The organism is Corynebacterium minutissimum, from assembly GCF_016889765.1.
GTDB lineage: Bacteria > Actinomycetota > Actinomycetes > Mycobacteriales > Mycobacteriaceae > Corynebacterium > Corynebacterium minutissimum_B.
In genome coordinates this window covers 1,499,836-1,522,800 of record NZ_CP069533.1, presented here as the reverse complement: position 1 = coordinate 1,522,800, position 22,965 = coordinate 1,499,836, and the positions used below count along the sequence as shown (strand labels likewise).

Here is a 22,965-nt window from a genome sequence, read left to right as displayed (position 1 = left end):
CGCGCGAAGCTGGTCTTCATGGCCTAGCTACTTCCTGCGCGATCCGGCCTTGACCACGTTCTTCGTGCCTGGGGAGGGCTTCTTCGTGGCCTTCTTGGTTGCCTTGCGCGTCGACTTCTTGGTGGCCTTCTTCGTCGATTTCTTGGCGGCTTTCTTGGTCGTCTTCTTCGCACCGCCGTTAGCGGCTTCCTTGGCGCGGCGCTCGGAGAGGAGCTCGTTGGCGCGGGCGTCGGTAAGCTGCTCCGGATCGTCGCCACGGCGCAGCGAAGCATTCGTAGTGCCGTCGGTGACGTACGGGCCAAAGCGACCGTCCTTGACCGTCATCGGCTTGCCGGAGACATCGTTGTCACCCAGCTGCTTAATCGGTGGCTGCGCAGCTGCACGGCCGCGGCGCTTCGGCTCCGCGTAGATGCGGCGCGCCTCATCCAAGGTGATGGAGAAAATCTGATCCTCGTTGGCCAAAGACCGCGAGTCCTTGCCCTTCTTCAGGTACGGGCCGTAGCGGCCGTTCTGTGCGGTGATGACCTCGCCATCCGACGGGTCCACGCCCACCTCACGCGGGAGGCTCAGCAGCTTGAGGGCTTCCTCGAGGGTGACGCTGGACGGCTCCATCGAAGCAAAGAGCGAGGCCGTGCCTGGCTTGAGCTTCTCCTCAATGTACTCAGCGATGCGCTTTTCCTTCTGCTTCGCCGCGGTCTTAGTCTCCCAATTCTTCGCGCGCTTGCCCTCGGCAGCGCGCTGGGCGTCCTCGGCGGCGCGCTCTTCTTTAACGATCTCCTCGGCTTCGGCCTCGGCTTTTTCGCGCTCGTCGTCACGCACCTGCTCGGTCACGTACGGGCCGAAACGGCCTTCCTTGGCCACGATGGTGCGGCCATTCTCCGGGTTCTGCCCCAGCTCGCGCCCGCCCTGCGGGGTGGCAAAGAGCTTCTCCGCCAAAGCCTCATTGAGTTCATCCGGGGTGACGGTTTCAGACAGGTTGGCGCGCTGGTACTCCACCGTGCCGTCCTCATTGGTGCCCACGGCGCGCTCGATGTAGGGACCGTAGCGGCCCACGCGCACGAAGACATCGCGCCCCTCGACGTCGGTGTAGAGGCGCAGGGAGTTGACCTGGCGGGCGTCGATAGCCTCCAGGTTAATGTCCACCAAGGACTTCAGACCACCATGGCGCGCAATGGACGCAGCCTTCTGCTCACCTGCTTCAGTGTTGCCAAAGTAGAAGTTGTTCAGCCACTCCGTGCCGTTCTCACGGCCGGCGGCAATGGAGTCCAGCTCGTCCTCCATGGAGGAGGTGAAGTCATAGTCCACCAGCTCGGTGAAGTTATTCTCCAGCAGGCCCACCACGGCGAAGGCAACCCACGAAGGAACCAGCGCGTTGCCGCGGGAGAGCACGTAGCCACGGTCCTGGATGGTCTTGATGATGGAGGCGTACGTCGACGGGCGCCCAATGCCCAGGTCCTCCATCTTCTTCACCAGGCTAGCTTCGGTATAGCGCGCCGGCGGGTTGGTGGAGTGGCCGTCGGCAGTAACGGCGGACGTCGTGAGCGTATCGCCCTCGTTGAGGTGCGGCAGGCGCGACTCCTCGTTTGAACCCTTCGCCGCCACATCCTCATAGGCCTTGAGGAAGCCTGGGAAGGTAATCGTGCGACCGGTAGCGGAGAAGTCCACGTCGTGGCCATCGGCAGATGCCTGCACGGTGACCTTCATGGACGTGCCCTTGGCATCAGCCATCTGGGATGCCACGGTGCGCTTCCAAATCAGCTCGTAGAGCTTGTACTCCTCGGCGTCGAGCTGCCCTGCCAGCTGGCCCGGGGTTGCGAAACGCTCACCAGCGGGGCGGATGGCCTCGTGGGCCTCCTGCGAGTTCTTCACCTTGCGGTCATAGGTACGCGGGCCATCGGCCACGAACTCGGCACCGAAAATGGACGTTGCCGCCTCACGGGCAGCGCCCAAGCCCTGCTTGGACAGGGAGGTCGAGTCGGTACGCATATAAGTAATGTGACCGTTCTCGTAGAGACGCTGCGCAATGCGCATGGTGCGCTCCGAGGTGTAGTGCAGGCGGCGGCCGGCCTCCTGCTGCAGCGTCGAGGTCATAAACGGTGCGGAAGGTTTGCGCGAATAAGGCTTGTGCTCGACGCTGGCCACCGTCATGGTGGAGCCTTCAAGCGCGCTGGCCAGCTGCTCCGCCTGGGCCTGCTTGACGACGACCACCTCGTCGCCCTTCAGCTCACCCTTATCGTTGAAGTCACGGCCAGCGGCGACACGCTTGCCGTCGAGGGCACTCAGACGGGCATCGAAGTCCGGCGTGGATTTCAGCGTTGCCGTGAGATCCCAGTACTCAGCCGGGATAAACGCCATACGCTCACGTTCGCGCTCGACGATGACGCGGGTTGCCACCGACTGCACGCGGCCGGCAGACAGGCGCGGCATGACTTTTTTCCACAGCACCGGGGAGACCTCGTAGCCGTAGAGACGGTCGAGGATACGGCGGGTCTCCTGGGCGTCGATAAGATCGGCGTCGAGCTCACGCGTGTTCTCCGCGGCCTCCAGAATGGCGGACTTGGTGATCTCGTTGAAGACCATGCGGCGCACCGGCACCTTCGGCTTGAGCACTTCCAGCAGGTGCCAGGCAATGGCCTCGCCTTCGCGGTCGGGGTCTGTTGCGAGGTAGAGCTGATCGCACTGCTTCAGCTTGGCTTTAAGGTCAGCGACCTTCTTCTTTTTGTCTTGGCTGATGACATACAGCGGGGTGAAGTTATCCTCCGGGTTCACACCAAGGCGCGCCCAGGATTCCTTCTTGTACTTAGCGGGGACGTCGGCAGCGCCGCGCGGAAGGTCGCGGATGTGACCGACGGAGGCCTCGACGATGTACTTATCGCCGAGATAAGGCTGAATCTTCTTCGCCTTGGTTGCTGACTCGACGATGACCAGGGTCTTCCCCGGGCCGGTACCTTCTGCCACTTCTGCTTCATCCCTTCCGATGGCTAACCCTCTGCTGGGCAATTGCCCCTAGCGTACACAGATAAAGGCTCACTGTAGTTATTCGGGCCGCTGTGCGTCCACACGTGAGGGGTCTATACTTGCCGTCTGAGAAAGGCCCCTACAGCGTGACGCAGGGAGAAGACGTGATTGCTTCTATTACCGCATGGTTCGAGGTCATCATGGCCACCCAGTGGATTTATCCGCTGGTGGGCACCCTGATTTTCTTCGACTGCTTCTTCCCTGTGCTGCCCTCAGAAATCCCCCTCAACATGGTGGGCGCCTGGTCCGGCTCGCAAGGTTTCCCGCACCTGCCCACGATGTTTTTCACCGCCATGGTGGCCGCCATCTTGGGCGATAATTTGTGCTTCCTTTTAGGCACGCGGCTCATTGCCCTTATTAATAGAGCCCAAAAAGGCACCAAGGCCTACGACGCCTTAACGTGGGTCAAGCGCAACATTCGACGCAGCGGTGGTGCGGCCATCATCATTGCGCGTTTTATCCCCTCAGCCCGCCTGTTCATGACGATCCTGCTGGGCTCCATGCGCTACCCCTGGCCGCTGTTTTTCTTCTTCGACACCATCGGCGTGCTGCTATGGGTAATTCAGGCGCTAGCCATTGGCTACTTGGGCGGTGTGGCTTTTTCGGGCTCGCCGGCCATCGCCATGATCATTTCCATCATCGCCGCGGTCATCATTGGCTTTGGCCTGCAAAAAGGCCAGAACAAGCTCACGGAATGGTGGGATACCCGCCGCGGCTACGCGGAAACTCCCTAGACCGTCTCGACATGGGTGGCCTGCGGCCCTTTGGGGCCTTCGCTGACCTCAAAGGAAACGCGCTGGTTATCTTCCAACGTACGGAAACCCGTGCCCTGGATTTCGGTGTAGTGCACGAAGAGATCGCCGGAGCCGTCCTCCTGCTCGATGAATCCATAACCTTTTTCGGCGTTGAAGAACTTGACGGTACCGTATGCCATGAAGAGTTGTCCTTTGCGGATATACAATGCTCAATCTGTTGCACTAGTGTGCCACGTTTTGGGAATACATGGCAGAAATGTGGAGGCGAGCGTGAATGAAAACCCTATGGGCGAGGAGCTCGTCGAGCACCTGGTCGAGCGCTTCGCCGAATCCGAGCTGACGCACTCCACGACGCTGCCAGCCCAGCCAGCCCACTATGCACCGTGGCCCGAGTGGGTCCTGCCGGAGTTGCGGGCGGAGTTGGACAGGAGGGGCGTCGCCAAGCTCTATGCTCACCAGGTCGCCGTGGCAGAGGCCGCGTGGTCTGGCAAAGACGTGGTGGTGGCCACGGGCACGAGTTCGGGAAAGTCCCTAGGCTACCGCCTGCCCATTCTCACCCGCCTGGCGCAGGACCCTACTGCCTGCGCGCTGTACATCACGCCGACGAAGGCGCTGGGCTCGGACCAGTTGCGTGCGGTGCTGGAGCTCACGCAGGGTATCGCCGCGCTTCACGACGTCCACCCCGCCCCCTACGACGGCGATACCCCCACCGAGGCACGCGCCGGCATCCGTGACCACGCGCGGTTCATTTTCTCTAATCCGGACATGATTCATTCCTCCCTGTTGGGCGCGCATCAACGCTGGGCGCGGGTGCTGCGGCATCTAAGGTTCATCGTCATCGATGAAGCACATGCGTACCGCGGCGTGTTTGGGGCGAACGTGGCACTGGTCGTGCGCCGGCTTATGCGCCTGTGCGCACATTATGGCTCGCAACCGGTGATTATTGCCGCCTCGGCCACCATGCGGGATCCCGCCGCCCACGCGCTGCGGCTGACGGGGCGGGACATGCTCGCTGTCACTGAGGACGGCGCGCCGACGGGTGCGCGGACCGTGGCCTTGTGGGAGCCCGGGTTTATGGAGGGCGTCGAGGGGCAGCACGGCGCACCGGTGCGTCGTGCTGCCACCACGGAAGCTGCGTGGATGATGGCCGCGTTAGTGGCGCAGGGAGCGCGAACGTTGACGTTTGTTCGCTCGCGACGCGCGGCGGAAGCCACGGCGTTACGGGCAGCGGAGGAGCTCTCCGGCAGGCTGGGCCGCCCGGATTTCGCGCGGCGTATTGCCGCCTACCGTGCTGGTTACTTAGCTGAGGACCGTCGCGCACTGGAACAAGCCCTCGACGACGGCTCCCTCCTTGGTGTGGCCACGACATCTGCGCTGGAGCTTGGCATCGATGTCGGCGGGCTTGATGCCGTGGTCACAGCTGGCTTCCCCGGTACAGTGGCGAGCTTCTGGCAACAGGCCGGACGCGCGGGCCGCCGCGGACAGGGCTCACTCGTCGTACTCGTTGCCCGCGATGAGCCGATGGACACCTACCTCGTACATCACCCAGAGGCCCTGTTGGGACGGCCAGTCGAAGCGAGCGTGTTTAACCCGGCTAACCCCTATATCCTTGGCGGACACGTCTATTGCGCGGCGGTGGAAAAGCCACTATCCGATGCCGACGTTGCTGCTTTCCGGGCCGAAGCCGTGGTCGAGGACCTAGCGCAGCAGGGCCTGTTGCGCCGACGCCCCCAGGGCTGGTTTGCTACTCCCCTACCTGCCGGCTCGGCTGACCTTACCCCGGAAACCGCCCACGCGGCTGTCTCCCTGCGCGGCGGGTCAGGCGAAGAGGTCATGATTGTCGATGCCTCCGACGGCCGCCTCCTCGGCACCATCGACGCCGCCCGCGCCGTGAGCCAAGTTCACCCCGGCGCGGTCTACCTGCATCGCGGCGAAAGCTTCGTCATCGAGGACCTACAACTTGGTAGTGCTGATGGTTCTGCGTCCCCTGAGCCGGGCGTGGCCCTGGCCGTGCCGAAGACACCGGACTACACCACCCAGCCGAAGTCCACGACGGATATCCGTATCCTCCGCGAGGCCGACGAGCTCGTGAACTACGCGCCGGGCCTATGGGTGGCAAGCTTGGAGGTGGAGGTGACCGACAAGGTAACCGGCTACCAGGTCAGGCTTCCCGATGGCTCCGTGGGTGAGGACGTTCCCCTCGACCTTCCAGAGCAGCGCCTGGTGACCCGCGCGGTGGCCTACACCATCGATCCGCTGGCACTCGCAGCGATGGGAGTCACCGCGGGACGCACACCGGGCACTTTGCATGCAGCCGAGCATGCCGCCATTGGCTTGCTGCCGCTCATTGCCACGTGTGACCGCTGGGACATTGGCGGCGTGTCCACCGCACAACATGCGGATACGGGCCTGCCCACGGTCTTCGTCTACGACGGCCACCCCGGCGGTGCCGGCTTCGCCGAGGAGGGATTCCGCCGCTTCCCCGAGTGGATCGAGGCTACTTTTGAAGCCGTGCGCTCCTGTCCCTGCGAGTCCGGCTGCCCGTCCTGCGTGCAATCCCCCAAGTGCGGAAACGGCAACAACCCGCTGGATAAGGCCGGTGCCGTGGCCCTCCTCGGCGCGCTGGTCACCATGACGAAATAAGCGGAGCTGCAGCTTCTTAGATTGGGCCAGCACGGGCGATGGCACTGCGGCCGCGTATCAGCGCGGTGACTTCAACGTCGCGGTCATCAACGGCACAGGAGTCAAGACGCGCGTTGTTTAAAGCGGCAACCTCCTCAGCTTTCGAGCAGGCGTCCCTGCCCTTGGCCAGATCCCAGGCCCCGGCCACGGCGGCAAGATCGGCCGCTACCTGCGCTGCGTGGCGTGCAGCAACGGCAGAACCGACTGCTGCTACAGCCAACAGCAGCGAGGCGACAGCGGCGATGATCCCGGCGGTGACGACGGTGGCATAGCCGTCGTCACCGGCCAGAGTTCGCCCCCAGCTGCGTTGACGACGCCTCACGGTCGCGCTCCTGAGTCTCTACCCGCTCCGATCTCCGCAGGAAAGACCGCCTGCGCGCGCATCGTTCCCAAAGGCGCTGGGACGGCTGCATGCGCCGTAACCAGGCCGGAGGATTCAGTAATGGTGACCGCAACTCCCTCACGCTGGTAATCCACCCCAATTGCAGCAGATCGCGCAGCGGCACCCGCCGCATCAACGGCAGCGAGGTGAGCAGAAAGCGTCGCTATACCGCCTACAATTCCCGCGGCCACGATGACGAGCGAGGCGAGAGCGAGGGCGGCCTCGATGGTGACCGAGCCGGCGTCGTCAAGCATCTGCATTAGACCGGAGTATTGGAAAGCGCGTCGGTGATGATGGACGTGATAGCGCTGCTCACTTGGCCGCCGTTGATCACGGCGTAGAGCACCGCGGCAAGGGCAGCTGCCGCGAGTGAACCCATGGCGTACTCAATCGTTGACATCCCGTCCTCATTAAGGAGTTTCGCCTTGTTATCGAGTGTTTTCTGCATGATTGTACCTATCTTTCGTGTCGTTTTTGTTGTGGCTTTAAAGAAGTTGCTGGCCCAGACTGATGATGACGGGCACCAGTCCTAAGACCAGGAAAGCGGGTAAGAAACAGACGGCGAGCGGCGCGGCGATGAACACGCCAGCGCGCTCCGCCTTCGCGGTTGCCTGCGCCGCAGCGTCGGCGCGCAGCTGTGTCGCCACGCGGTGGCATCCAGAAGCCATGGCTGTGCCGGAGTCACCTGAGAGCTTCGCCAGCCGCACGAGATCCACCAAGCATTCCTGTGCGGCTAAAACCTGCCAGGCGCTGCTCATAGGGACGCCCACACCAATGAGCGCGGCTGCCTCTGACCACACGGAGGAAGCATCGGCCACCGCCACGACAGCCGTGCGCGGAGAGAGGCCTGCTTCCAAGCAAGCGGCAAAAAGCTCTAGGTCGCTCGCGGCATCGAGCGGACCATAGTCAGGTCCATCGCGCGGGGTTTTCGGCCGGGGTGTGCGTGTCCCTCCCACCCCCACGCGGCCCGCGGGAGAGGCACGAGCAACAGCCAATGCTGCGGCGAGAAGTGCGGTGGCGACATAGGTTGTCGGAGTCATTGCGCAGCCTTTCGCAGGATGAGGCGTGACCAGCAAAAACCGGCGCAGACGAGGGCCACGCCGACGTCGAGAAGCACGCCGCCCACACCACCGCCCACCAGGAACCCAAGCGAATCCGCCCCCATAGCCCCGCCCATGAGAATCCCGGCTACCGGAAGACACGCCAGGACCACTGCCGTGGCCTGTGGACCCTGCAAGGAAGCAGCGGTTTCCCGTGCATGACGCCGGGCTGTATCGAGCTGACTTTGTGCCTGTTCCACTAGGTCAGCCAATGCCACGCCATGGCGGCCGGAGACGTTTAACAACGCAGCGAAGCGGGACAGTTCCGGCGTGGTGAGAGCAACCGACGGCGACCCGCCCTGTGCGGCGAGGCCAGCTGCGGTGCTCAGCGCACCGCGGAGGTTTTCCGGTGTGGTGTCGGGTAACGAATCCGTACCACGGCGCAAGGCATTCGCAGTGGTGGAACCAGCGCGTAGCTCCGCGGCAAGCGTGCCGAAATAGGAGGCGAGGGCCTCAGCACCACGGCGCTCACGTCGGGCGGAGGCGAGATCATTTAAGAACCACAGCGCACAGGCTAGGATGCAGCCGGCAGCTATCACTACGGTGGGCCTGCCGAAGAAGACGCAGCATCCCACGCCGAGGAAGAGCACGGCAGGCGTCACTGACCGCGCCTTCGGCGCTGACAGGCGCGACGCCGCCCTGGGTGGGGACAACAGGCATGCAGCGGCGAGATAAAGCCACATCATGGCTGAACTCCCATCCGCGCACACAGCTCGTCGAACCCGGAACGCGGACCGTCATCAGCGGTCCACACCAGCCGGGGCTTTACGGGGTTGCCCTCGAGCACACCGATGTGAGCCAAGCGCCGTCCCGCGGGGCCGCGCTCCATACCCAGCACCACGTGCACCGCGGCAGCCAACTGCGAATGCAGGGCCACCCGGTCCAACCCACCAAGCGCCGCTAACGCTTCCATGCGCGCAGGTACCTCATCGACGGAATTGGCATGGACCGTACCGGCGCCACCATCGTGTCCGGTATTGAGTGCAGCGAGCAGCTCGACTACCTCCGCGCCGCGGATCTCGCCGACCACAATGCGGTCTGGACGCATGCGCAGCGCCTGGCGCAACAGGAGCGACATCGAGATCTCACCCCGGCCTTCCGCATTAGCCCGGCGCGACACCAAGGTCACCACATGCGGATGCGCCGGCGCTAGCTCGGGAGTGTCCTCAATAATGAGCAGACGCTCGGTCGCCGGCACGCAGCCCAAAAGTGCCGCGAGCAACGTCGTCTTGCCCGAACCGGTTCCGCCGGTGACGAGGAAAGACGCACGCTTATCGACGATCCCCCGCAGCAGCCCCTCCACCCCCGAGTCAATGCTGCCGTTGGCCACCAGTTGTGCCAGGCTCGTCTGGGCTTGGCGCAGCACGCGCAGGCTGATGCACGTCCCGCTTGCTGAGGGCGGCGCCAACAGCGCATGAAGGCGAATACGGGTGCCATCGGGGCGCGTAAGGCGGCCATCAGCAAACGGCTGTGCATCATCAAGCCGCACGCCGGCAACAGCTGCCAGCCGTGTTGCGAGCTGACGTACCTCTGCGTCATCGCTAAAACCGACCTCCTTGGGCTGCAATCCGTGGCCGCAGTCCACGAAGCAGGAGTCGGGGCCGTTCACGACGACGTCGGTAAGCCCCGGCAGCGACAGCACCGGCTCCAGTAATCCCAACCCCAAGGAATCGTGGCGAAGGCGCTGCAAGAGGTCGAACACGTCGACATCACTAATGACGCCGGCTTCTTCCCTAATCCGCCGGGCCAACGCCGACGCATCATGCGCTAGCTGTGGCTCCGTAGCCACGATGGTGCGCATCGTATCGATAAGACTCATGCCACCGCCTCCCAAATATCCCGCGCGGCACGGGCGAGCGGGCGCGGAAGACGCTGCGGGAGTCCGCCAGTTTCCACCGCGCGGGTTAGACCGCGCACTGTCGGCAGCTGTGCGACGGGGTCAGCGTGCGTGAGCTTGGCGACGTCCCCCTCATCAATCCCCGACCACTGCCTATGGCGCAGCACCACAGAGCAATCCTGCGGCCGTGCCCGCAGTTCAGCAATAACTTCCGCACACGCAGCAGCCGCCCGCACCTCTGCCGCGGTCACCACGACGACGTGGTCTGCGGCATCCGGAATATCCCACGGCGGGCAATCCACCACGACGACTCCTGGGTGCGCGCAGGCTGCCTGCAGTATCGCCGCACGCCTTGTTGCGCTAAGCGTGGTGGCACCAGCGCTGGTGGTACGTGCTGCTGCAAGCACCGCGATGCCATCTGACGTGGTGGGCAAAGCACGAGCGAGGTCACCCGGGTCCACCGTTCCCGTTCCTGCTGCAAGGTCTGGCCACCGCGCGCCGGGTTTATTCTCCATTCCCAACAGGAGGTCGAGACCACCGGACAAGGGCGAAGCATCGACAAGCAGTGCCGCCTTGGCATGCCGCGCCAACGCTGCCGCCAGCGTGGAAGCACCCACCCCACCAGCAGATCCGGTCACCGCAATGGTCAGCCCCGCGGCAGCCGCCTGTGTCTCGGGGTGGGTATCAGCGGCAAGGGCCGCTAACAGTTCCTTGGATTGCGCAGGAAGGATAAATGCCGCAGCAGCATGGCAGCGCAGTGCCGCTTCGTAGTCGATGGGCCCTGGGTCGGGTGTCAAAAAGTAGACCCGCGGGTGGCCCTCCACGAGGCCTGCGGTCAGCGAATCCGCCAGCACCGCATTTACTTTGGGCAGGTAGCGCGGGAAATCACGCGGGTCCTCAACGGTGCTGACCTCAGCGGTACTGGCCGCAGCGGTGGAGGCCGCTTCGGCTCGCAAGGCCGAATCTCCAACGGCGATGAGAAGGTGGAATGTGCTCATGCCTGAAGCATGCTCGAGCGCACCACACGGGCGCTAGGGTCACTTCGCCACCTGTGGATAACTCTTGCCAGAACTGCACTTTTCGGCTGCTTTAGTTAGCTCTTCAACAAATGCCCTGTGAAACTCGGAGCTCTGGTGGCAAGCTAGAGCCCCAAACGAAGCATAAGAAGAGATTGGGTGTCGCACGCTGCGTCCGACACCCGGCCCTGGCGCACTACCCGGATGCAGTCTGAGATTCCCACTTTGCGTCAAACTGAGAATCAACGTGTCAATCTGCGAATGAAAGCCGATCACATTTCGCACTTTCACTACCTGCCCTTATTCGCCGATTAACCTTCAAAGTGAGAATTAGAGTGTGAAATGATTAGCAGTTTCGCGCTTTCATCGGCGAAGGCGTCCTCGACGGATCTACTGCGCACCCAACGAATCTGTCACGTCAACTGCTCCTTTTTGCGCTTTATACGGCGGGAAGGCAGCTTAGCCGATGTGCAAAACGTAGGCAGTTCCTGCCGGTTGCCGCGGTTGTCGCGGGCCGCTGACGACCGTCGCCGGTATCGACAGAGCGAGCGGCGGGTTCTTCGCACTTTGCCATAGTTCAGCAATCGCTGTATAGTTCAGTACATGCTGACTATTGCTTCACGCCTCGACGTCATGAACCGGCTCGGCCAGGCCATGGCTGATCCGACGCGTTCCCGAATTCTAATGTCCCTACTCGACGGCCCGAGCTACCCGGCTGTGCTCTCGCGCGACCTGGATCTGACCCGCCCGAACGTCTCGAACCACCTGACCTGCTTGCGCGACTGTGGCATCGTCGTCGCCGAGCCAGAAGGCCGTAAGACCCGCTACGAAATTGCCGATCCGCACCTCGCGGCGGCACTCGAAGCGCTGGTCAACGCGACGCTAGCTGTCGACGAAAACGCCCCGTGCATTGACCCTGAGTGCTCGGTGCCCGGCTGCGACGCGAAGGGAGCGGACGCATGACCTCGGCGTGTGGTTGCGAACACAAACCAGCCATGGAGGTTGAAGAGGCCGGCCTGCCATGGTGGAAGGACCCAGAATTGCTGCTGCCGATATTCTCCGGCGTAGCCCTCATAACAGGACTGGCGCTGGACTGGTCCGACTTGGAGACACCCGCGACAGTACTGTTCTGGGTCAGCCTGCTGCTAGGGGCGTATACGTTCGCGCCCGGCGCGATCCGGAACCTTGTTACGAAGCGCAAGCTCGGCATCGGCTTGCTAATGACAATCAGCGCGGTCGGTGCAGTGATCCTCGGTTACGTCGGAGAGGCCGCGGCGCTGGCGTTCCTGTACTCGATCGCCGAGGCACTGGAAGACAAGGCGATGGACCGGGCCCAAGGCGGACTGCGGGCGCTGTTGAAGCTGGTACCGCAGACCGCGACGGTGCTGCGCGACGGCATAGCGGCCGAGGTCGCAGCGAAGGACCTCGAGGTTGGCGAGCTAATGCTCGTGCGCCCCGGGGAGCGGATCGCCACGGACGGCATCATTCGGTCCGGGCGCTCCAGCCTTGACACCTCAGCGATCACCGGAGAATCCATTCCGGAGGAAGTTGCGCCCGGCGACGAGGTACCCGCGGGAGCGATCAACTCCGCCGGTGTGCTGGAGGTCGAGACGACCGCAGCTGGAACGGACAACTCGCTAACCACACTCGTGGACCTGGTCGAGCAGGCGCAGGCGGAGAAGGGTGACCGCGCCCGGATCGCCGACCGAATTGCCCAACCCCTAGTGCCCGGGGTGATGATCCTGGCGGTGCTGGTCGGCGTGATCGGCTCGCTGCTGGGCGACCCCGAGACGTGGATCACCCGTGCGCTGGTGGTCCTGGTCGCAGCGTCGCCGTGCGCGCTGGCAATCTCCGTGCCGCTGACGGTCGTGGCCGCGATCGGCGCGGCCAGCCAGTTCGGAGTGGTCATCAAGTCCGGCGCGGCGTTCGAGCGACTCGGCGGCATCCGTCACCTGGCAGTGGACAAAACCGGAACCCTTACCCGCAACCAGCCCGAGGTTACCGGAGTGGTCCCGGCAGACGGATTCGATCGGGCGCAGGTGCTTTCCTTCGCGGCGGCGGTTGAGCAGCAATCGACGCACCCCCTCGCCGCGGCGATCGCGGCAGCGGGGCCCGAAGCGCCCACCGCCTCGGACATCAGCGAGGAAGCTGGGCATGGCATCGGCGGCACCGTCGAAGGTCGACGCGTGCTGGTCGGCAGCCCCCGATGGATCGATGCCGGGCCACTGAAAGCGGACGTTGAGCGCATGGAATCCGAGGGCCAGACCTGCGTCCTTGTCACCGTCGATGACGCTCTCGCCGGGGCGATCGGGGTCCGCGACGAGTTGCGCCCCGAGGTGCCCGAAGCCGTGGAGGCCCTGCACGCCAACGACGTGGAAGTAAGCATGCTCACCGGCGACAACACTCGCACCGCCCGGGCGCTGGCTGAAATCGCCGGAATCGACGACGTGCGCGCCGAGCTGCGCCCGGAGGACAAGGCAAGCATCGTCGCCGAATTCTCCTCCAAGACGCCGACGGCGATGATCGGCGACGGCATCAACGACGCGCCGGCACTGGCGGGCGCGACGGTAGGCATAGCGATGGGAGCGACCGGCTCCGACGCCGCGATCGAGTCCGCTGACGTCGCCTTCACCGGCCACGACCTCCGGCTGATCCCGAAGGCATTGCAGCACGCCCGCCGAGGCAGCAGGATCATCAACCAAAACATCGTGCTGTCTCTGGCCATCATCATCGTGTTGATGCCACTGGCGATCACCGGCGTGCTGGGCCTGGCGGCCGTGGTGTTGGTCCACGAGGTTGCCGAGGTCATCGTGATCTTGAACGGTCTGCGCGCCGCACGAACGAAGCGCTGAGGCTGCGACCGGCGAGTGTTATGGCCTAACCCCTTTGATCTATGAGTTTGGGGCTTTGAAACGGGCAACCGCCGTTTCGGCAGAAATAGGTGATGGCCCGCGCCTCGGGGGGGTGTGCGCGGGCCATCTGTAACCCGGCATCGGGGGGTGCGCCGGGGCAGGCCGCACTGTATATCGGGGCCTTGCACCACACATTATGGCACGGCTGGGAAAAGATGACAACAGCTTGAGGCAACATTCCTTGAGAATCTTTTAAGAGCGTCGCTGCGCGCCCGATTTGTGCTGCTGAGAGGCTACGATGAGCACAGTAACTCGCACAGATACCGGCAAGGTGCACTCCATGACCGAACACTTTTCTACGCCCAGCGACAACGCTCGCGTGGCCGCGTTCTTCGACTTGGACAAGACCATCATCGCCACCTCCTCGGCCTACGCTTTTGGCCGGGAGTTCATGCACAATGGGCTCATTACCCACACTGAGGCATTGCAGTTGTCGCTGGCCAAAGCTAGTTACATGCTTGCCGGGCACAGCAGCGAACACATGGATGCCACCCGAGATCAGCTTGCCGCCATGGTCGCTGGCTGGTCGGTACAAAAGGTCCATGACATCGCGGTGGAGACGATGCACACGGTGGTTACCCCCACTATCTATGCCGAGGCACGTGATCTCATTGCCGCGCATCGCGAAAAGGGCCATGAGGTGGTGATCATTTCGGCGTCGGCAAGCGTGCTGGTCAAGCCCATCGCTGAGGAATTGGGGATTGAACACGTCGTGGCCACAGAACTGGCGGAGGAGGACGGCCGGTTTACCGGGGAGATTCTTTTCTATTGCAAAGGCGCCGCGAAGGCCGAGGCGCTAGAGCGCATGGCACAGAAGCTTGGCGTGGACAAGGACGCTTCCTACGCATACTCGGATTCCGCCACGGATATCCCGATGCTCAAGCAGGTTGGGCACCCGGTGGCAGTCAACCCGGATCGGCTCCTGAAGAAACATGCCGCAGATAATGGCTGGGAGACCCGTACATTTAAAGACCCTGTGCCGCTTTTCACCCCACCGAGTGCCCGCGAATTTGGGATTGGCTCAGCGGTGTTGGCGGGGATTGCGGCACTCATCGTCGGTGGCGTGCTGCTCGCGCGCCAGCGCAACAAGTCACGGCAGATCTCGGACTGTCGAGCCTAAAATTTAAGCCGCGCGGGCGATACCGTCGGCTTCCTTCGCGCCGGCCGTCCAGGCGTGCAGCAACAGTGTGAGCAGCTCAGTAGGGGCCTCGCCATAGGTGGATAGTGCCGAGCGATACGCGGTGCGGTTGCGGTTGAGGTACGTCTCCGGCACGGCGAAGCCGCGCGGATCGAAGCCGGTATGGATTGCTGCGGTGCGAGCAGCAACGAGCGCTACGACGGTGCTACGCTCCCCAAAGAGTTCGCGGGCGGCAATCTCCGCATGCAGCACGACCGGCAACAAGCGGTCATAGTCCACGCCAGCTCCACGCGTGATGAGTTGCGCTAGCGCGTGCGCCACCGCAGGTTCCTGGGCGGGCTTGCCGGGCCCTCCCGAAGCGACGTCGATTCGGGCTAGGACCTGCAGCGGAGCCCGCGCGAAGGTGCGCACCGTCGTGGCCTGAACCTCGGGGGCAAGGAGGGAGTAGGCGCTGACGGTTGGGGGGACGTCGGCAAGCGCCAGCGAGGCTCCATCAATTGCCGCGCACGCCCGCGCCCCGCGCAGCAGGGACTCCGAAGAAATCACCTCAAACTTGCGCAACCCCTCGGGCCGGCGGTGCACGCGGGCGATAGCACTGACTGCCGCCGCCGCGTTCTCCTCTACCCCGGATAGGGCCATCAGCGGGGTCAGCGGGTCAGAACTAGGCATACCCATTACAATAACGCCGTACCCACAATTGCGGGCCGCACCACATGGACTCTGAAAAGTTCATTACTATGGCCGATATAGATTGCGACAAAACAGTAGGAGTTTTTAACCGTGAGCAACGACGGACTATTCACTGACGGGTCCAACCAGTTCGCCCCGAAGGTAGACAGCATCCCCCTGAGTGATGCCGATACCTCCCGCCGCGGCGAAGCGTCCATCGGCCAGCTGGTCTCTAACGCTACCGAGCAGATGTCCCAGTTGGTGCGCTCCGAGGTGGAGCTGGCTAAGACCGAGCTCGCCGCCTCCGCCAAGAAGGGCGGCATCGGCGCGGGCATGTTCGGCGTCGCCGGCACCGTGGCGCTGTACAGCTCCTTCTTCTTTTTCTTCTTTCTGGCAGAGCTGCTGGCGGTCTGGCTCGACCGCTGGGCTGCGTTCCTGATTGTCTTCCTCATCATGGTGGTCATCGCCGCCATTGTGGCCTTTATCGGCTTCAAGCAGGTTAAGCAGGTTAAGGCACCGGAGAAAACCATTGAGTCCACGAAGGAACTCAAGAAACTGGTGCCCGGCCGAGCTGAGAAGTCCATCGAGAGCGGCCTCTACACCTAAATTTTAGGGTCCTTTCGCTTTCCCCTATACCCCGCCCCTCTTCCCCCGAGGGGCGGATTTCGTCTATTGAAAGGCCTGCAGCAATGACGCCCCTGCCCCCGTCCGTGGTGGAGCTCGACGGCCCCTTTGAACACGAATTCCTCCACACGCGCGGCATCCGCCTCCACGCCGCGACTGCTGGCAATCCGGAGAATCCCCTCGTCGTGCTGTTGCACGGGTCCTTCGGCGGATGGTTCGACTTTAGGGATGTTATCGCAGTGCTTGCCGACGCCGGCTTCCACGTCGCCGCCCTCGACATGCGCGGCTTCGGAATGTCGGATAAGCCCCCTCTGGAACCCGGGCAAGATATTCGTGTCGCGGTGGGAGACGTCAGTGGTGCGATCCGGGCGCTAGGCCATGACGATGCTTTCCTCGTTGGTGCTGATACCGGTGGTGCGGTGGCGTGGGCGCTGGCGACGGAGCGCCCCGAACGTGTCCGGGGACTGGTGTCTGTTTCCGCCGCGCACCCGGCTGACCTGCGCCGCGCGATTGCTGCTCGCCCGTGGGATTTTGGGTGGGTACTCCTGCGCGCCACGCTATGCCGATTGGGATGGCTACACACGCCGCGATTGCTGATGCGCGAATCTACCTATCGCCGGGAAATGGATCTCGATGCGCTGGGGTCCTTCAGTGCTGACGCACGCGAGGAATCACTTCGCTTGCGCATTGCCGCTTCCCGGATTGGCAATGTGCGCCGCGGCATTTTGTGGAACCACCGTCTGCGCACGGCCGTCGTGCCGCTGAGTTGGCTCGACCTGACCGTTGCCGCGCCGGTGTTGTTCATCCATGCCGATCAATTGCTGTGGCGACCGGTGGCCCGCCGCGCAGCAAAGCGCTGCCGAGGGAGTTTTACCGCCACGACGATTCCCGGAACGAAGAATCTGCCCCTCCTGGAAAACCCGCGTGGGTTCGCCCAGACCCTCATCCAGTGGATGCGAAGTACGTAACATACATAGAAATTCAGTGTCCTACCCCACACAGGGGGTGGGGTACATTTTTATTCTTCTAGGAAAACGCAGGTCGGCGGCGAATACCTAGCAAACTATAGCTTTTATCACAGGACATATTTTCCGATTCCTTGTATGTAAGTCACGGCACACGGTAGCTTCATAACAAACCAAAACCACAGGTTTTCTACATCTTTCGCACCACGGAGGTCTAAGACCCACATGACGCTCAAGAAGACGCTTGCCGTTGTTTCCGTTGCCACCTTGCCGCTCACACTCGCGGCCTGTGGCGGCGATAATTCCGGCTCCACCGCTGCATCCGGTTCCGGCGACGGAATCATTGTTGTGAACGGCTCCGAGCCGCAGAACCCGCTGATTCCGGCCAACACCAATGAAGTTGGCGGCGGCCGCATCGTTGACTCGCTCTACTCCGGCCTCGTCTACTACGACGGCGACGGCGAAGCACAGAACGAGCTCGCCGAGTCTATCGAGCCGAACGATGACAACACCGAGTTCACCGTCAAGCTCAAGGAGTCCACCTTCTCCGATGGCTCCCCAGTCACCGCGAACAACTTCGTCGATGCGTGGAACTACGCCGTGGCTAACGACCAGCTCAATGCCTCCTTCTTCTCCAACATCAAGGGCTTTAAGGAGGGCGTCGAGAAGCTGGAGGGCCTCAAGGTCGTCGACGACCTCACCTTCACCATCGCCCTGAACAGCCCGGAGCAGAACTTCCCGGCACAGCTGGGCTACTCCGCGTTCTACCCGCTCCATGAGTCTGCGTACGACGACATGGATGCGTACGGCCAGAACCCGATCACCAACGGCCCGTACAAGCTGTCCGAGTGGAACCACAATCAAGACGCCACCGTCGTTCCGAATGAGGAATACAAGGGCGGCCAGACCCCGCAGAACGACGGCATTAAGAAGTTCGTCTTCTACGCCTCCCAGGACGCGGCCTACTCCGACCTACTGGCAGGCAACCTGGATGTCCTCGACGCCATCCCGGACGCCGCCTTCGACGTCTACGAGACTGACCTCGGTGAGCGCGCTGTAAACCAGCCCACCGCCGTGTTCCAGTCCTTCACCCTGGGAGAAAACCTTGAGCACTTCTCCGGCGAGGAAGGCGCCCTGCGCCGCCAGGCCATCTCCCACGCCATCAACCGCGAGGAGATCACCGAGACCATCTTCAAGGGCACCCGCACCCCGGCCAAGGACTTCACCTCCCCGGTTCTGCCGGGCTACTCCGAGGGCATCAAGGGCAATGAGGTCTTGGAATATGACCCGGAGAAGGCCAAGAAGCTCTGGGCAGAAGCAGACAAGATCAAGAAGTGGGACAACCCGAGCGTGGAGATTGCCTACAACTCCGACGGCGGCCACAAGAGCTGGGTAGACGCCACCACCAACTCCATCAAGAACGCCCTCGGCATCGAGGCCGTTGGCGCTCCGTACCCGGACTTCAAGTCCCTGCGCGATGAGGTCACCAACCGCACTATTAAGACCGCTTTCCGCACCGGCTGGCAGGCCGACTACCCGAGCCAAGGCAACTTCCTTGCTCCGCTTTACAGGACCGGCGGCTCCTCCAACGATGGCGACTACGCGAACTCGGACTTTGACAAGGCTCTCGACGAAGCCCTGACCGCCCACTCCGACGACGAGGCCAACAAGAAGTACATCGAGGCCCAGGAGGTCCTGTTCAAGGATCTGCCGGCCATTCCGCTGTGGTACGCCAACGCCACCGGTGGCTACTCCGAGAACGTCGACAACGTCGTCTTCTCCTGGAAGTCCCAGCCGGTGTACTACAACATCACCAAGAAATAAGCCTTCCCCTGGCTTTTTCTTAGGACCCCCGCAACCTTGGTGGAGCGGGGGTCTCCCCACGTTTTTACCCATAAGTGTGATTCGAAACGCTCTATAGATTTCTCTTAGCCTTGGTTCACACACTAAAATCCTTATGAGCTACGTGACGCCTGGTAACGGGGCGTCGACAAGCACCTGCCCACAAACGAGTAAAGGACCACACTATGCTGCGCTATATCGGGCGCCGAGTGCTCCAGATGATTCCGGTGTTCTTCGGAGCCACCCTGCTCATCTACGCGCTCGTCTTCTTGATGCCCGGCGACCCTGTCGAAGCCCTCGGCGGTGACCGCGGCCTTACTGAGGCTGCCCGCGCCCGCATCGAGGCCGAATACAACCTCGACAAGCCGTTCATCATCCAATATCTGCTCTATATCAAGGGCATCTTCATGCTGGACTTCGGCACGACCTTCTCCGGCGTGCCCGTGACCCAAGTGATGGCAAACGCCTTCCCGGTCACCGTCAAGCTCACTGTCATGGCCATCATCTTCGAGGCTGTCTTCGGCATCTTCTTCGGCGTTGTCGCCGGCATGCGCCGCGGCGGCTTCTTCGACTCCACCGTACTGGTCATCTCTTTGCTAGTCATCGCCGTGCCCTCCTTCGTCATCGGCTTCGTCTTCCAGTACCTCGTGGGCATCAAGTGGGGTGTTTTGCCGGTGACCGTCGGCGCGAACGCCACCGTGAAGTCACTCCTCATGCCGGCGATGGTGCTCGGCGCGCTGTCCCTGGCCTACGTCATCCGCCTGACCCGCCAGTCCGTGGCGGAGAACCTGCGCGCTGATTACGTGCGCACCGCACGCGCGAAGGGACTCTCCAACGGCGCGGTGACCCGCCGCCACGTGCTGCGCAACTCGCTGATTCCCGTGGCCACCTTCATCGGTGCTGACATTGGTGCGCTCATGACCGGTGCGATTGTGACCGAGGGCATCTTCGGCATCAACGGCGTCGGCGGCACTATGTACCAGGCCATCCTGCGCGGCGAGCCGACCACGATTGTGTCCTTTACGACGGTCCTGGTGATCATCTACATCATCGCCAACCTGCTCGTTGACCTCCTGTACGCCGTACTTGATCCGAGGATCCGCTATGCCTAACTTCGAGAAAACTACCCTCTACCCGGGCCAAGAGCACTTCGTCTCCGAAACCGACGAGACGGGCCTCGGCGCAGTCGACGCCGTCAAGGATGAATCCGCGCCTTCCTCCCAGTGGGGCGAAGCTTGGCGCTATCTGCGCCGCCGCCCACTGTTTTGGGTTGCGGCCGTCATGATTCTCGTCGCCGTCCTTATGGCCGTCGTCCCGGGCCTGTTTACCAATACGGACCCGCGCCTGTGCGAGCTGTCCAAGTCCCTCGCCCCGGCTGAGCCTGGCCACCCGTTCGGCTTTAACCGCCAGGGGTGCGATATTTACTCCCGAGTCATTTACGGTGCACGGGCATCGGTAGCCGTGGGTGTCCTCACCACGCTTCTCGTGGTGGTTCTGGGCTCCCTTATTGGTGCCGTCGCTGGCTACTTCGGCGGCTGGATCGACTCCGTGCTCTCCCGCATCACCGATATTTTCTTCGCTATCCCGCTGGTGCTGGCCGCCATCGTGGTCATGCAGATGTTCAAGGAGCACCGCACCATTATCACGGTGGTCTTAGTCCTCGGTCTCTTCGGCTGGGTGTCCATCGCCCGCATTACCCGCGGCGCGGTGGTCTCCATCAAGAACGAGGAGTTCGTCCAGTCCGCGCGCTCCATTGGAGCTTCGAACTGGCACATCCTGTTCAGCCACATCTTGCCGAACGCTGCCGCCCCCATCATTTCCTATGCCACCGTGGCGCTGGGTACCTACATCGTGGCGGAGGCTACCTTGTCCTTCCTGGGCATTGGTCTGCCGCCGACGTTCGTGTCCTGGGGCGGCGACATCTCCGACGCGCAGGCGTCCCTGCGCGTGGCCCCGGCAGTCCTGTTCTACCCGGCGGGCGCGTTGGGCCTGACCGTGTTGAGCTTCATCATGATGGGTGACGTCGTCCGCGATGCACTCGATCCGAAGGCGAGGAAGCGTTAATGACTAACCCACTTCTTGAAATGAAGGACGTCCAGATCTCCTTCACCACATCTACCGGTGTGGTTGAAGCAGTGCGTGGCGTCAACATGTCCATCTACCCGGGCCAGTCCGTGGCCATCGTGGGCGAGTCCGGCTCCGGCAAGTCCACCACGGCGATGTCCATCTTGGGCCTGCTGCCGGGCACCGGTAAGGTCACCGGCGGCCAGATCCTCTTCGAGGGCGAGGACATCACTCACTACAACAACAAGCAATTCGAGTCGCTGCGCGGTGACAAGATTGGCCTGGTCCCGCAGGATCCGATGTCCAACCTCAACCCGGTGTGGCGCATCGGCACGCAGGTCGAGGAATCCCTCAAAGCTAACAACGTCGTGGAGGGCTCCGAGCGCCACAAGCGCGTCGTCGAGCTGCTGGAAGAGGCCGGGCTTCCCGACGCCGAACGCCGCGCCAAGCAGTATCCTCACGAGTTCTCCGGCGGTATGCGCCAGCGCGCGCTCATCGCTATTGGCCTCGCCGCACGCCCGAAGCTGCTCATCGCCGACGAGCCGACGTCCGCACTTGACGTGACGGTGCAGAAGACCATCCTTGACCACTTGGATCACCTCACTGAAGAGCTGGGCAACGCGGTGCTCTTCATTACCCACGACCTGGGCCTGGCGGCGGAGCGCGCTGAGCACCTCATCGTGATGCACCGCGGCCGCATCGTCGAGTCGGGCCCCTCGCGCGAGATTCTGCGCTCCCCGCAGCACCCGTACACGCGCCGGCTTGTCGACGCCGCCCCCTCCCTCGCCTCCTCCCGCATCCGCGCCGCCAAGGAGGCCGGCGTGGAAGCGAAGGAGCTGAAGACCGGCGAGGCCGCTGCTGCCGACGGCGCCCACGGCAGCGCCGGAACCTCTGCGGCGGAGCCTGGTTCCGCTGTGCCGCTTTCCGCGCAGTCAGCGACCTCTGATGCCACAGCGCCAGGCGCTGCGGAGCCGGTAATTTCGGTGCGCAACCTGACCAAGGAGTTCAACATCCGCGGCCAGCGCGGCGAAAAGAAACACCTCAAGGCCGTGGACGATGTCTCCTTCGACATCCGCCGCGGCACCACCTTGGCCTTGGTGGGCGAGTCTGGTTCCGGCAAGTCCACGGTGGCCAACATGGTGCTGGGCTTGCTGGAGCCAACCTCCGGCACCATCGAATTCGAAGGCCGCGATACGTCGACGCTGTCCAAGAACGAGCTGTTCAAGCTCCGCCGCAAGATGCAGGTGGTCTTCCAGAACCCCTATGGCTCGCTGGACCCGATGTACTCGATTTATAAGTGCATCGAGGAACCCCTCGCCCTGCACAGGGTTGGTTCCCGCAAGGAACGCGAGGCCCGAGTGGCCGAGCTTCTCGACATGGTCTCCATGCCGCGCTCGGCTATGCGCCGCTACCCCAACGAGCTGTCCGGCGGTCAGCGCCAGCGCATCGCCATTGCCCGCGCGTTGGCGTTGAAGCCGGAGGTCATCGTCCTCGATGAGGCCGTCTCCGCCTTGGATGTGTTGGTGCAGAACCAGATCATCCAGCTGCTGGCCGAACTTCAGTCCGAGCTCAGCCTCTCCTATCTCTTCATTACCCACGATCTCGCGGTGGTCCGCCAGACTGCCGATGACATCGTAGTTATGAAGAAGGGCCAGGCCGTCGAGCAGGGCACCGCCGACGACATCTTCGAGAACGCCCAGCAGGACTACACCCGCAACCTCATCAATTCGGTTCCGGGTATGCACCTGGAAATCGGTACCGGCCACTAGCCTGCGCTTAGCGACGCCCCCAACCCGCCAACCTCCTCTGGTCGGCGGGTTTCATCGTCTCTGCATTCACCTCGGCCAAATCCAGGATCGCCGATGTGCCCGCTGACCATGGTGTGGTTGGCGGGTTTCGTCGTCTCCGCGCTTGCCTCGACTAGCTGCGGGATCGCCGATGTGCCCGCTAACCGTGGTGTG

Annotated in this window: 21 protein-coding genes; 11 read left to right on the top strand and 10 right to left on the bottom strand. The window is 63.0% G+C overall.

Annotated elements, in window-relative coordinates; genetic code table 11:
* Nucleotides 1-27: 27 nt before the first annotated feature.
* Nucleotides 28-2,958: a type I DNA topoisomerase gene (topA, locus tag I6J26_RS07045; RefSeq protein WP_115021049.1), complete on the bottom strand. Its 2,931-nt coding sequence runs from the start codon at nt 2,956-2,958 to the stop codon at nt 28-30.
* A gap of 200 nt (nt 2,959-3,158) precedes the next feature.
* On the opposite strand from topA, the gene I6J26_RS07040 reads away from it, so the two are divergent.
* The gene (locus I6J26_RS07040; RefSeq protein ID WP_395858311.1) at nt 3,159-3,752 is read left to right on the top strand and encodes a DedA family protein; all 594 of its coding nucleotides are present in this window, start codon (nt 3,159-3,161) and stop codon (nt 3,750-3,752) included.
* On the opposite strand, the gene I6J26_RS07035 is transcribed toward I6J26_RS07040, so the two are convergent.
* The gene (locus I6J26_RS07035; protein WP_115021048.1) at nt 3,749-3,952 is read right to left on the bottom strand and encodes a cold-shock protein; all 204 of its coding nucleotides are present in this window, start codon (nt 3,950-3,952) and stop codon (nt 3,749-3,751) included. The two genes, I6J26_RS07040 and I6J26_RS07035, sit on opposite strands and share 4 nt — an antisense overlap.
* 106 nt (nt 3,953-4,058) lie before the next feature.
* On the opposite strand from I6J26_RS07035, the gene I6J26_RS07030 reads away from it, so the two are divergent.
* Nucleotides 4,059-6,416 (top strand): DEAD/DEAH box helicase, encoded by a 2,358-nt coding sequence (locus I6J26_RS07030; RefSeq protein WP_181815421.1) that lies wholly within the window; start codon nt 4,059-4,061, stop codon nt 6,414-6,416.
* 16 nt (nt 6,417-6,432) lie between these two features.
* Here the strand turns inward: I6J26_RS07030 and I6J26_RS07025 are convergent, their stop codons facing one another.
* The 7 genes from I6J26_RS07025 to ssd are packed head-to-tail and all read right to left on the bottom strand — an operon-like array spanning nt 6,433 to nt 10,772.
* Nucleotides 6,433-6,777 carry an Rv3654c family TadE-like protein gene (locus I6J26_RS07025; protein WP_115021046.1) on the bottom strand — a complete coding sequence of 115 codons (345 nt, stop codon included), beginning with the start codon at nt 6,775-6,777 and terminating at the stop codon, nt 6,433-6,435.
* The gene (locus tag I6J26_RS07020) at nt 6,774-7,097 is read right to left on the bottom strand and encodes a hypothetical protein (protein WP_115021045.1); all 324 of its coding nucleotides are present in this window, start codon (nt 7,095-7,097) and stop codon (nt 6,774-6,776) included. Before I6J26_RS07020 ends, I6J26_RS07025 begins: the two co-directional genes overlap by 4 nt.
* The gene (locus I6J26_RS07015) at nt 7,097-7,285 is read right to left on the bottom strand and encodes a DUF4244 domain-containing protein (protein WP_070669696.1); all 189 of its coding nucleotides are present in this window, start codon (nt 7,283-7,285) and stop codon (nt 7,097-7,099) included. Before I6J26_RS07015 ends, I6J26_RS07020 begins: the two co-directional genes overlap by 1 nt.
* A gap of 37 nt (nt 7,286-7,322) precedes the next feature.
* Nucleotides 7,323-7,877, bottom strand: a complete 555-nt coding sequence (locus I6J26_RS07010) for a type II secretion system F family protein (RefSeq protein WP_115021044.1) — start codon at nt 7,875-7,877, stop codon at nt 7,323-7,325.
* The gene (locus tag I6J26_RS07005) at nt 7,874-8,623 is read right to left on the bottom strand and encodes a type II secretion system F family protein (protein ID WP_115021043.1); all 750 of its coding nucleotides are present in this window, start codon (nt 8,621-8,623) and stop codon (nt 7,874-7,876) included. The genes I6J26_RS07010 and I6J26_RS07005 overlap by 4 nt, the downstream gene beginning before the upstream one ends.
* The gene (locus I6J26_RS07000) at nt 8,620-9,756 is read right to left on the bottom strand and encodes a TadA family conjugal transfer-associated ATPase (RefSeq protein WP_115021042.1); all 1,137 of its coding nucleotides are present in this window, start codon (nt 9,754-9,756) and stop codon (nt 8,620-8,622) included. The genes I6J26_RS07005 and I6J26_RS07000 overlap by 4 nt, the downstream gene beginning before the upstream one ends.
* Nucleotides 9,753-10,772: a septum site-determining protein Ssd gene (gene ssd / locus I6J26_RS06995; protein WP_115021041.1), complete on the bottom strand. Its 1,020-nt coding sequence runs from the start codon at nt 10,770-10,772 to the stop codon at nt 9,753-9,755. The genes I6J26_RS07000 and ssd overlap by 4 nt, the downstream gene beginning before the upstream one ends.
* A 621-nt stretch (nt 10,773-11,393) precedes the next feature.
* Between ssd and cmtR the strand changes: the two genes are divergently transcribed.
* The 3 genes from cmtR to I6J26_RS06980 all read left to right on the top strand — a co-directional run bounded on the left by cmtR (nt 11,394) and on the right by I6J26_RS06980 (nt 14,822).
* Entirely contained in the window at nt 11,394-11,753 is a 360-nt protein-coding gene (gene cmtR / locus I6J26_RS06990) for a Cd(II)/Pb(II)-sensing metalloregulatory transcriptional regulator CmtR (protein ID WP_115021040.1), read from the top strand.
* Nucleotides 11,750-13,642 carry a heavy metal translocating P-type ATPase gene (locus tag I6J26_RS06985; protein WP_115021039.1) on the top strand — a complete coding sequence of 631 codons (1,893 nt, stop codon included), beginning with the start codon at nt 11,750-11,752 and terminating at the stop codon, nt 13,640-13,642. The genes cmtR and I6J26_RS06985 overlap by 4 nt, the downstream gene beginning before the upstream one ends.
* Nucleotides 13,643-13,982: 340 nt before the next feature.
* On the top strand, nt 13,983-14,822 hold the full coding sequence (locus tag I6J26_RS06980) for an HAD family hydrolase (protein ID WP_115021038.1): 840 nt from the start codon (nt 13,983-13,985) through the stop codon (nt 14,820-14,822).
* A 3-nt stretch (nt 14,823-14,825) separates the two neighbouring features.
* On the opposite strand, the gene I6J26_RS06975 is transcribed toward I6J26_RS06980, so the two are convergent.
* A complete protein-coding gene (locus I6J26_RS06975; protein ID WP_309473123.1) occupies nt 14,826-15,509 on the bottom strand; it encodes an oxidoreductase in 684 nt (227 codons plus the stop codon).
* Nucleotides 15,510-15,620: 111 nt separating this feature from the next.
* Between I6J26_RS06975 and I6J26_RS06970 the strand changes: the two genes are divergently transcribed.
* From I6J26_RS06970 to I6J26_RS06945, 6 genes are all read left to right on the top strand, one after another.
* Nucleotides 15,621-16,115: a phage holin family protein gene (locus I6J26_RS06970; RefSeq protein ID WP_039673347.1), complete on the top strand. Its 495-nt coding sequence runs from the start codon at nt 15,621-15,623 to the stop codon at nt 16,113-16,115.
* Between the two features lie 83 nt (nt 16,116-16,198).
* On the top strand, nt 16,199-17,101 hold the full coding sequence (locus tag I6J26_RS06965; RefSeq protein WP_115021036.1) for an alpha/beta fold hydrolase: 903 nt from the start codon (nt 16,199-16,201) through the stop codon (nt 17,099-17,101).
* Between the two features lie 222 nt (nt 17,102-17,323).
* Nucleotides 17,324-18,922, top strand: a complete 1,599-nt coding sequence (locus I6J26_RS06960; protein ID WP_115021035.1) for a peptide ABC transporter substrate-binding protein — start codon at nt 17,324-17,326, stop codon at nt 18,920-18,922.
* Between the two features lie 203 nt (nt 18,923-19,125).
* Nucleotides 19,126-20,052, top strand: coding sequence for an ABC transporter permease (locus I6J26_RS06955; RefSeq protein WP_070516350.1), 927 nt, complete (start codon nt 19,126-19,128; stop codon nt 20,050-20,052).
* Nucleotides 20,045-21,004: an ABC transporter permease gene (locus I6J26_RS06950; protein ID WP_115021034.1), complete on the top strand. Its 960-nt coding sequence runs from the start codon at nt 20,045-20,047 to the stop codon at nt 21,002-21,004. The genes I6J26_RS06955 and I6J26_RS06950 overlap by 8 nt, the downstream gene beginning before the upstream one ends.
* Nucleotides 21,004-22,773, top strand: coding sequence for an ABC transporter ATP-binding protein (locus I6J26_RS06945; RefSeq protein WP_115021033.1), 1,770 nt, complete (start codon nt 21,004-21,006; stop codon nt 22,771-22,773). The genes I6J26_RS06950 and I6J26_RS06945 overlap by 1 nt, the downstream gene beginning before the upstream one ends.
* The last annotated feature ends 192 nt before the right edge of the window (nt 22,774-22,965 follow it).

Excerpts from the sequence above, each read along its gene's own strand:
- I6J26_RS06985 (WP_115021039.1), top strand. The coding sequence starts at position 11,750 with ATGACCTCGGCGTGTGGTTGCGAACACAAACCAGCCATGGAGGTTGAA.
- ssd (WP_115021041.1), bottom strand. The coding sequence starts at position 10,772 with ATGAGCACATTCCACCTTCTCATCGCCGTTGGAGATTCGGCCTTGCGA.
- cmtR (WP_115021040.1), top strand. The coding sequence starts at position 11,394 with ATGCTGACTATTGCTTCACGCCTCGACGTCATGAACCGGCTCGGCCAG.
- I6J26_RS07015 (WP_070669696.1), bottom strand. The coding sequence starts at position 7,285 with ATGCAGAAAACACTCGATAACAAGGCGAAACTCCTTAATGAGGACGGG.
- I6J26_RS06955 (WP_070516350.1), top strand. The coding sequence starts at position 19,126 with ATGCTGCGCTATATCGGGCGCCGAGTGCTCCAGATGATTCCGGTGTTC.
- I6J26_RS06960 (WP_115021035.1), top strand. The coding sequence starts at position 17,324 with ATGACGCTCAAGAAGACGCTTGCCGTTGTTTCCGTTGCCACCTTGCCG.
- I6J26_RS07020 (WP_115021045.1), bottom strand. The coding sequence starts at position 7,097 with ATGCAGATGCTTGACGACGCCGGCTCGGTCACCATCGAGGCCGCCCTC.
- I6J26_RS06965 (WP_115021036.1), top strand. The coding sequence starts at position 16,199 with ATGACGCCCCTGCCCCCGTCCGTGGTGGAGCTCGACGGCCCCTTTGAA.
- I6J26_RS06975 (WP_309473123.1), bottom strand. The coding sequence starts at position 15,509 with ATGCCTAGTTCTGACCCGCTGACCCCGCTGATGGCCCTATCCGGGGTA.
- I6J26_RS07005 (WP_115021043.1), bottom strand. The coding sequence starts at position 8,623 with ATGATGTGGCTTTATCTCGCCGCTGCATGCCTGTTGTCCCCACCCAGG.
- I6J26_RS06945 (WP_115021033.1), top strand. The coding sequence starts at position 21,004 with ATGACTAACCCACTTCTTGAAATGAAGGACGTCCAGATCTCCTTCACC.
- I6J26_RS07000 (WP_115021042.1), bottom strand. The coding sequence starts at position 9,756 with ATGAGTCTTATCGATACGATGCGCACCATCGTGGCTACGGAGCCACAG.
- I6J26_RS06950 (WP_115021034.1), top strand. The coding sequence starts at position 20,045 with ATGCCTAACTTCGAGAAAACTACCCTCTACCCGGGCCAAGAGCACTTC.
- I6J26_RS07040 (WP_395858311.1), top strand. The coding sequence starts at position 3,159 with ATGGCCACCCAGTGGATTTATCCGCTGGTGGGCACCCTGATTTTCTTC.
- I6J26_RS07030 (WP_181815421.1), top strand. The coding sequence starts at position 4,059 with ATGGGCGAGGAGCTCGTCGAGCACCTGGTCGAGCGCTTCGCCGAATCC.
- I6J26_RS07010 (WP_115021044.1), bottom strand. The coding sequence starts at position 7,877 with ATGACTCCGACAACCTATGTCGCCACCGCACTTCTCGCCGCAGCATTG.
- I6J26_RS07035 (WP_115021048.1), bottom strand. The coding sequence starts at position 3,952 with ATGGCATACGGTACCGTCAAGTTCTTCAACGCCGAAAAAGGTTATGGA.
- I6J26_RS06980 (WP_115021038.1), top strand. The coding sequence starts at position 13,983 with ATGACCGAACACTTTTCTACGCCCAGCGACAACGCTCGCGTGGCCGCG.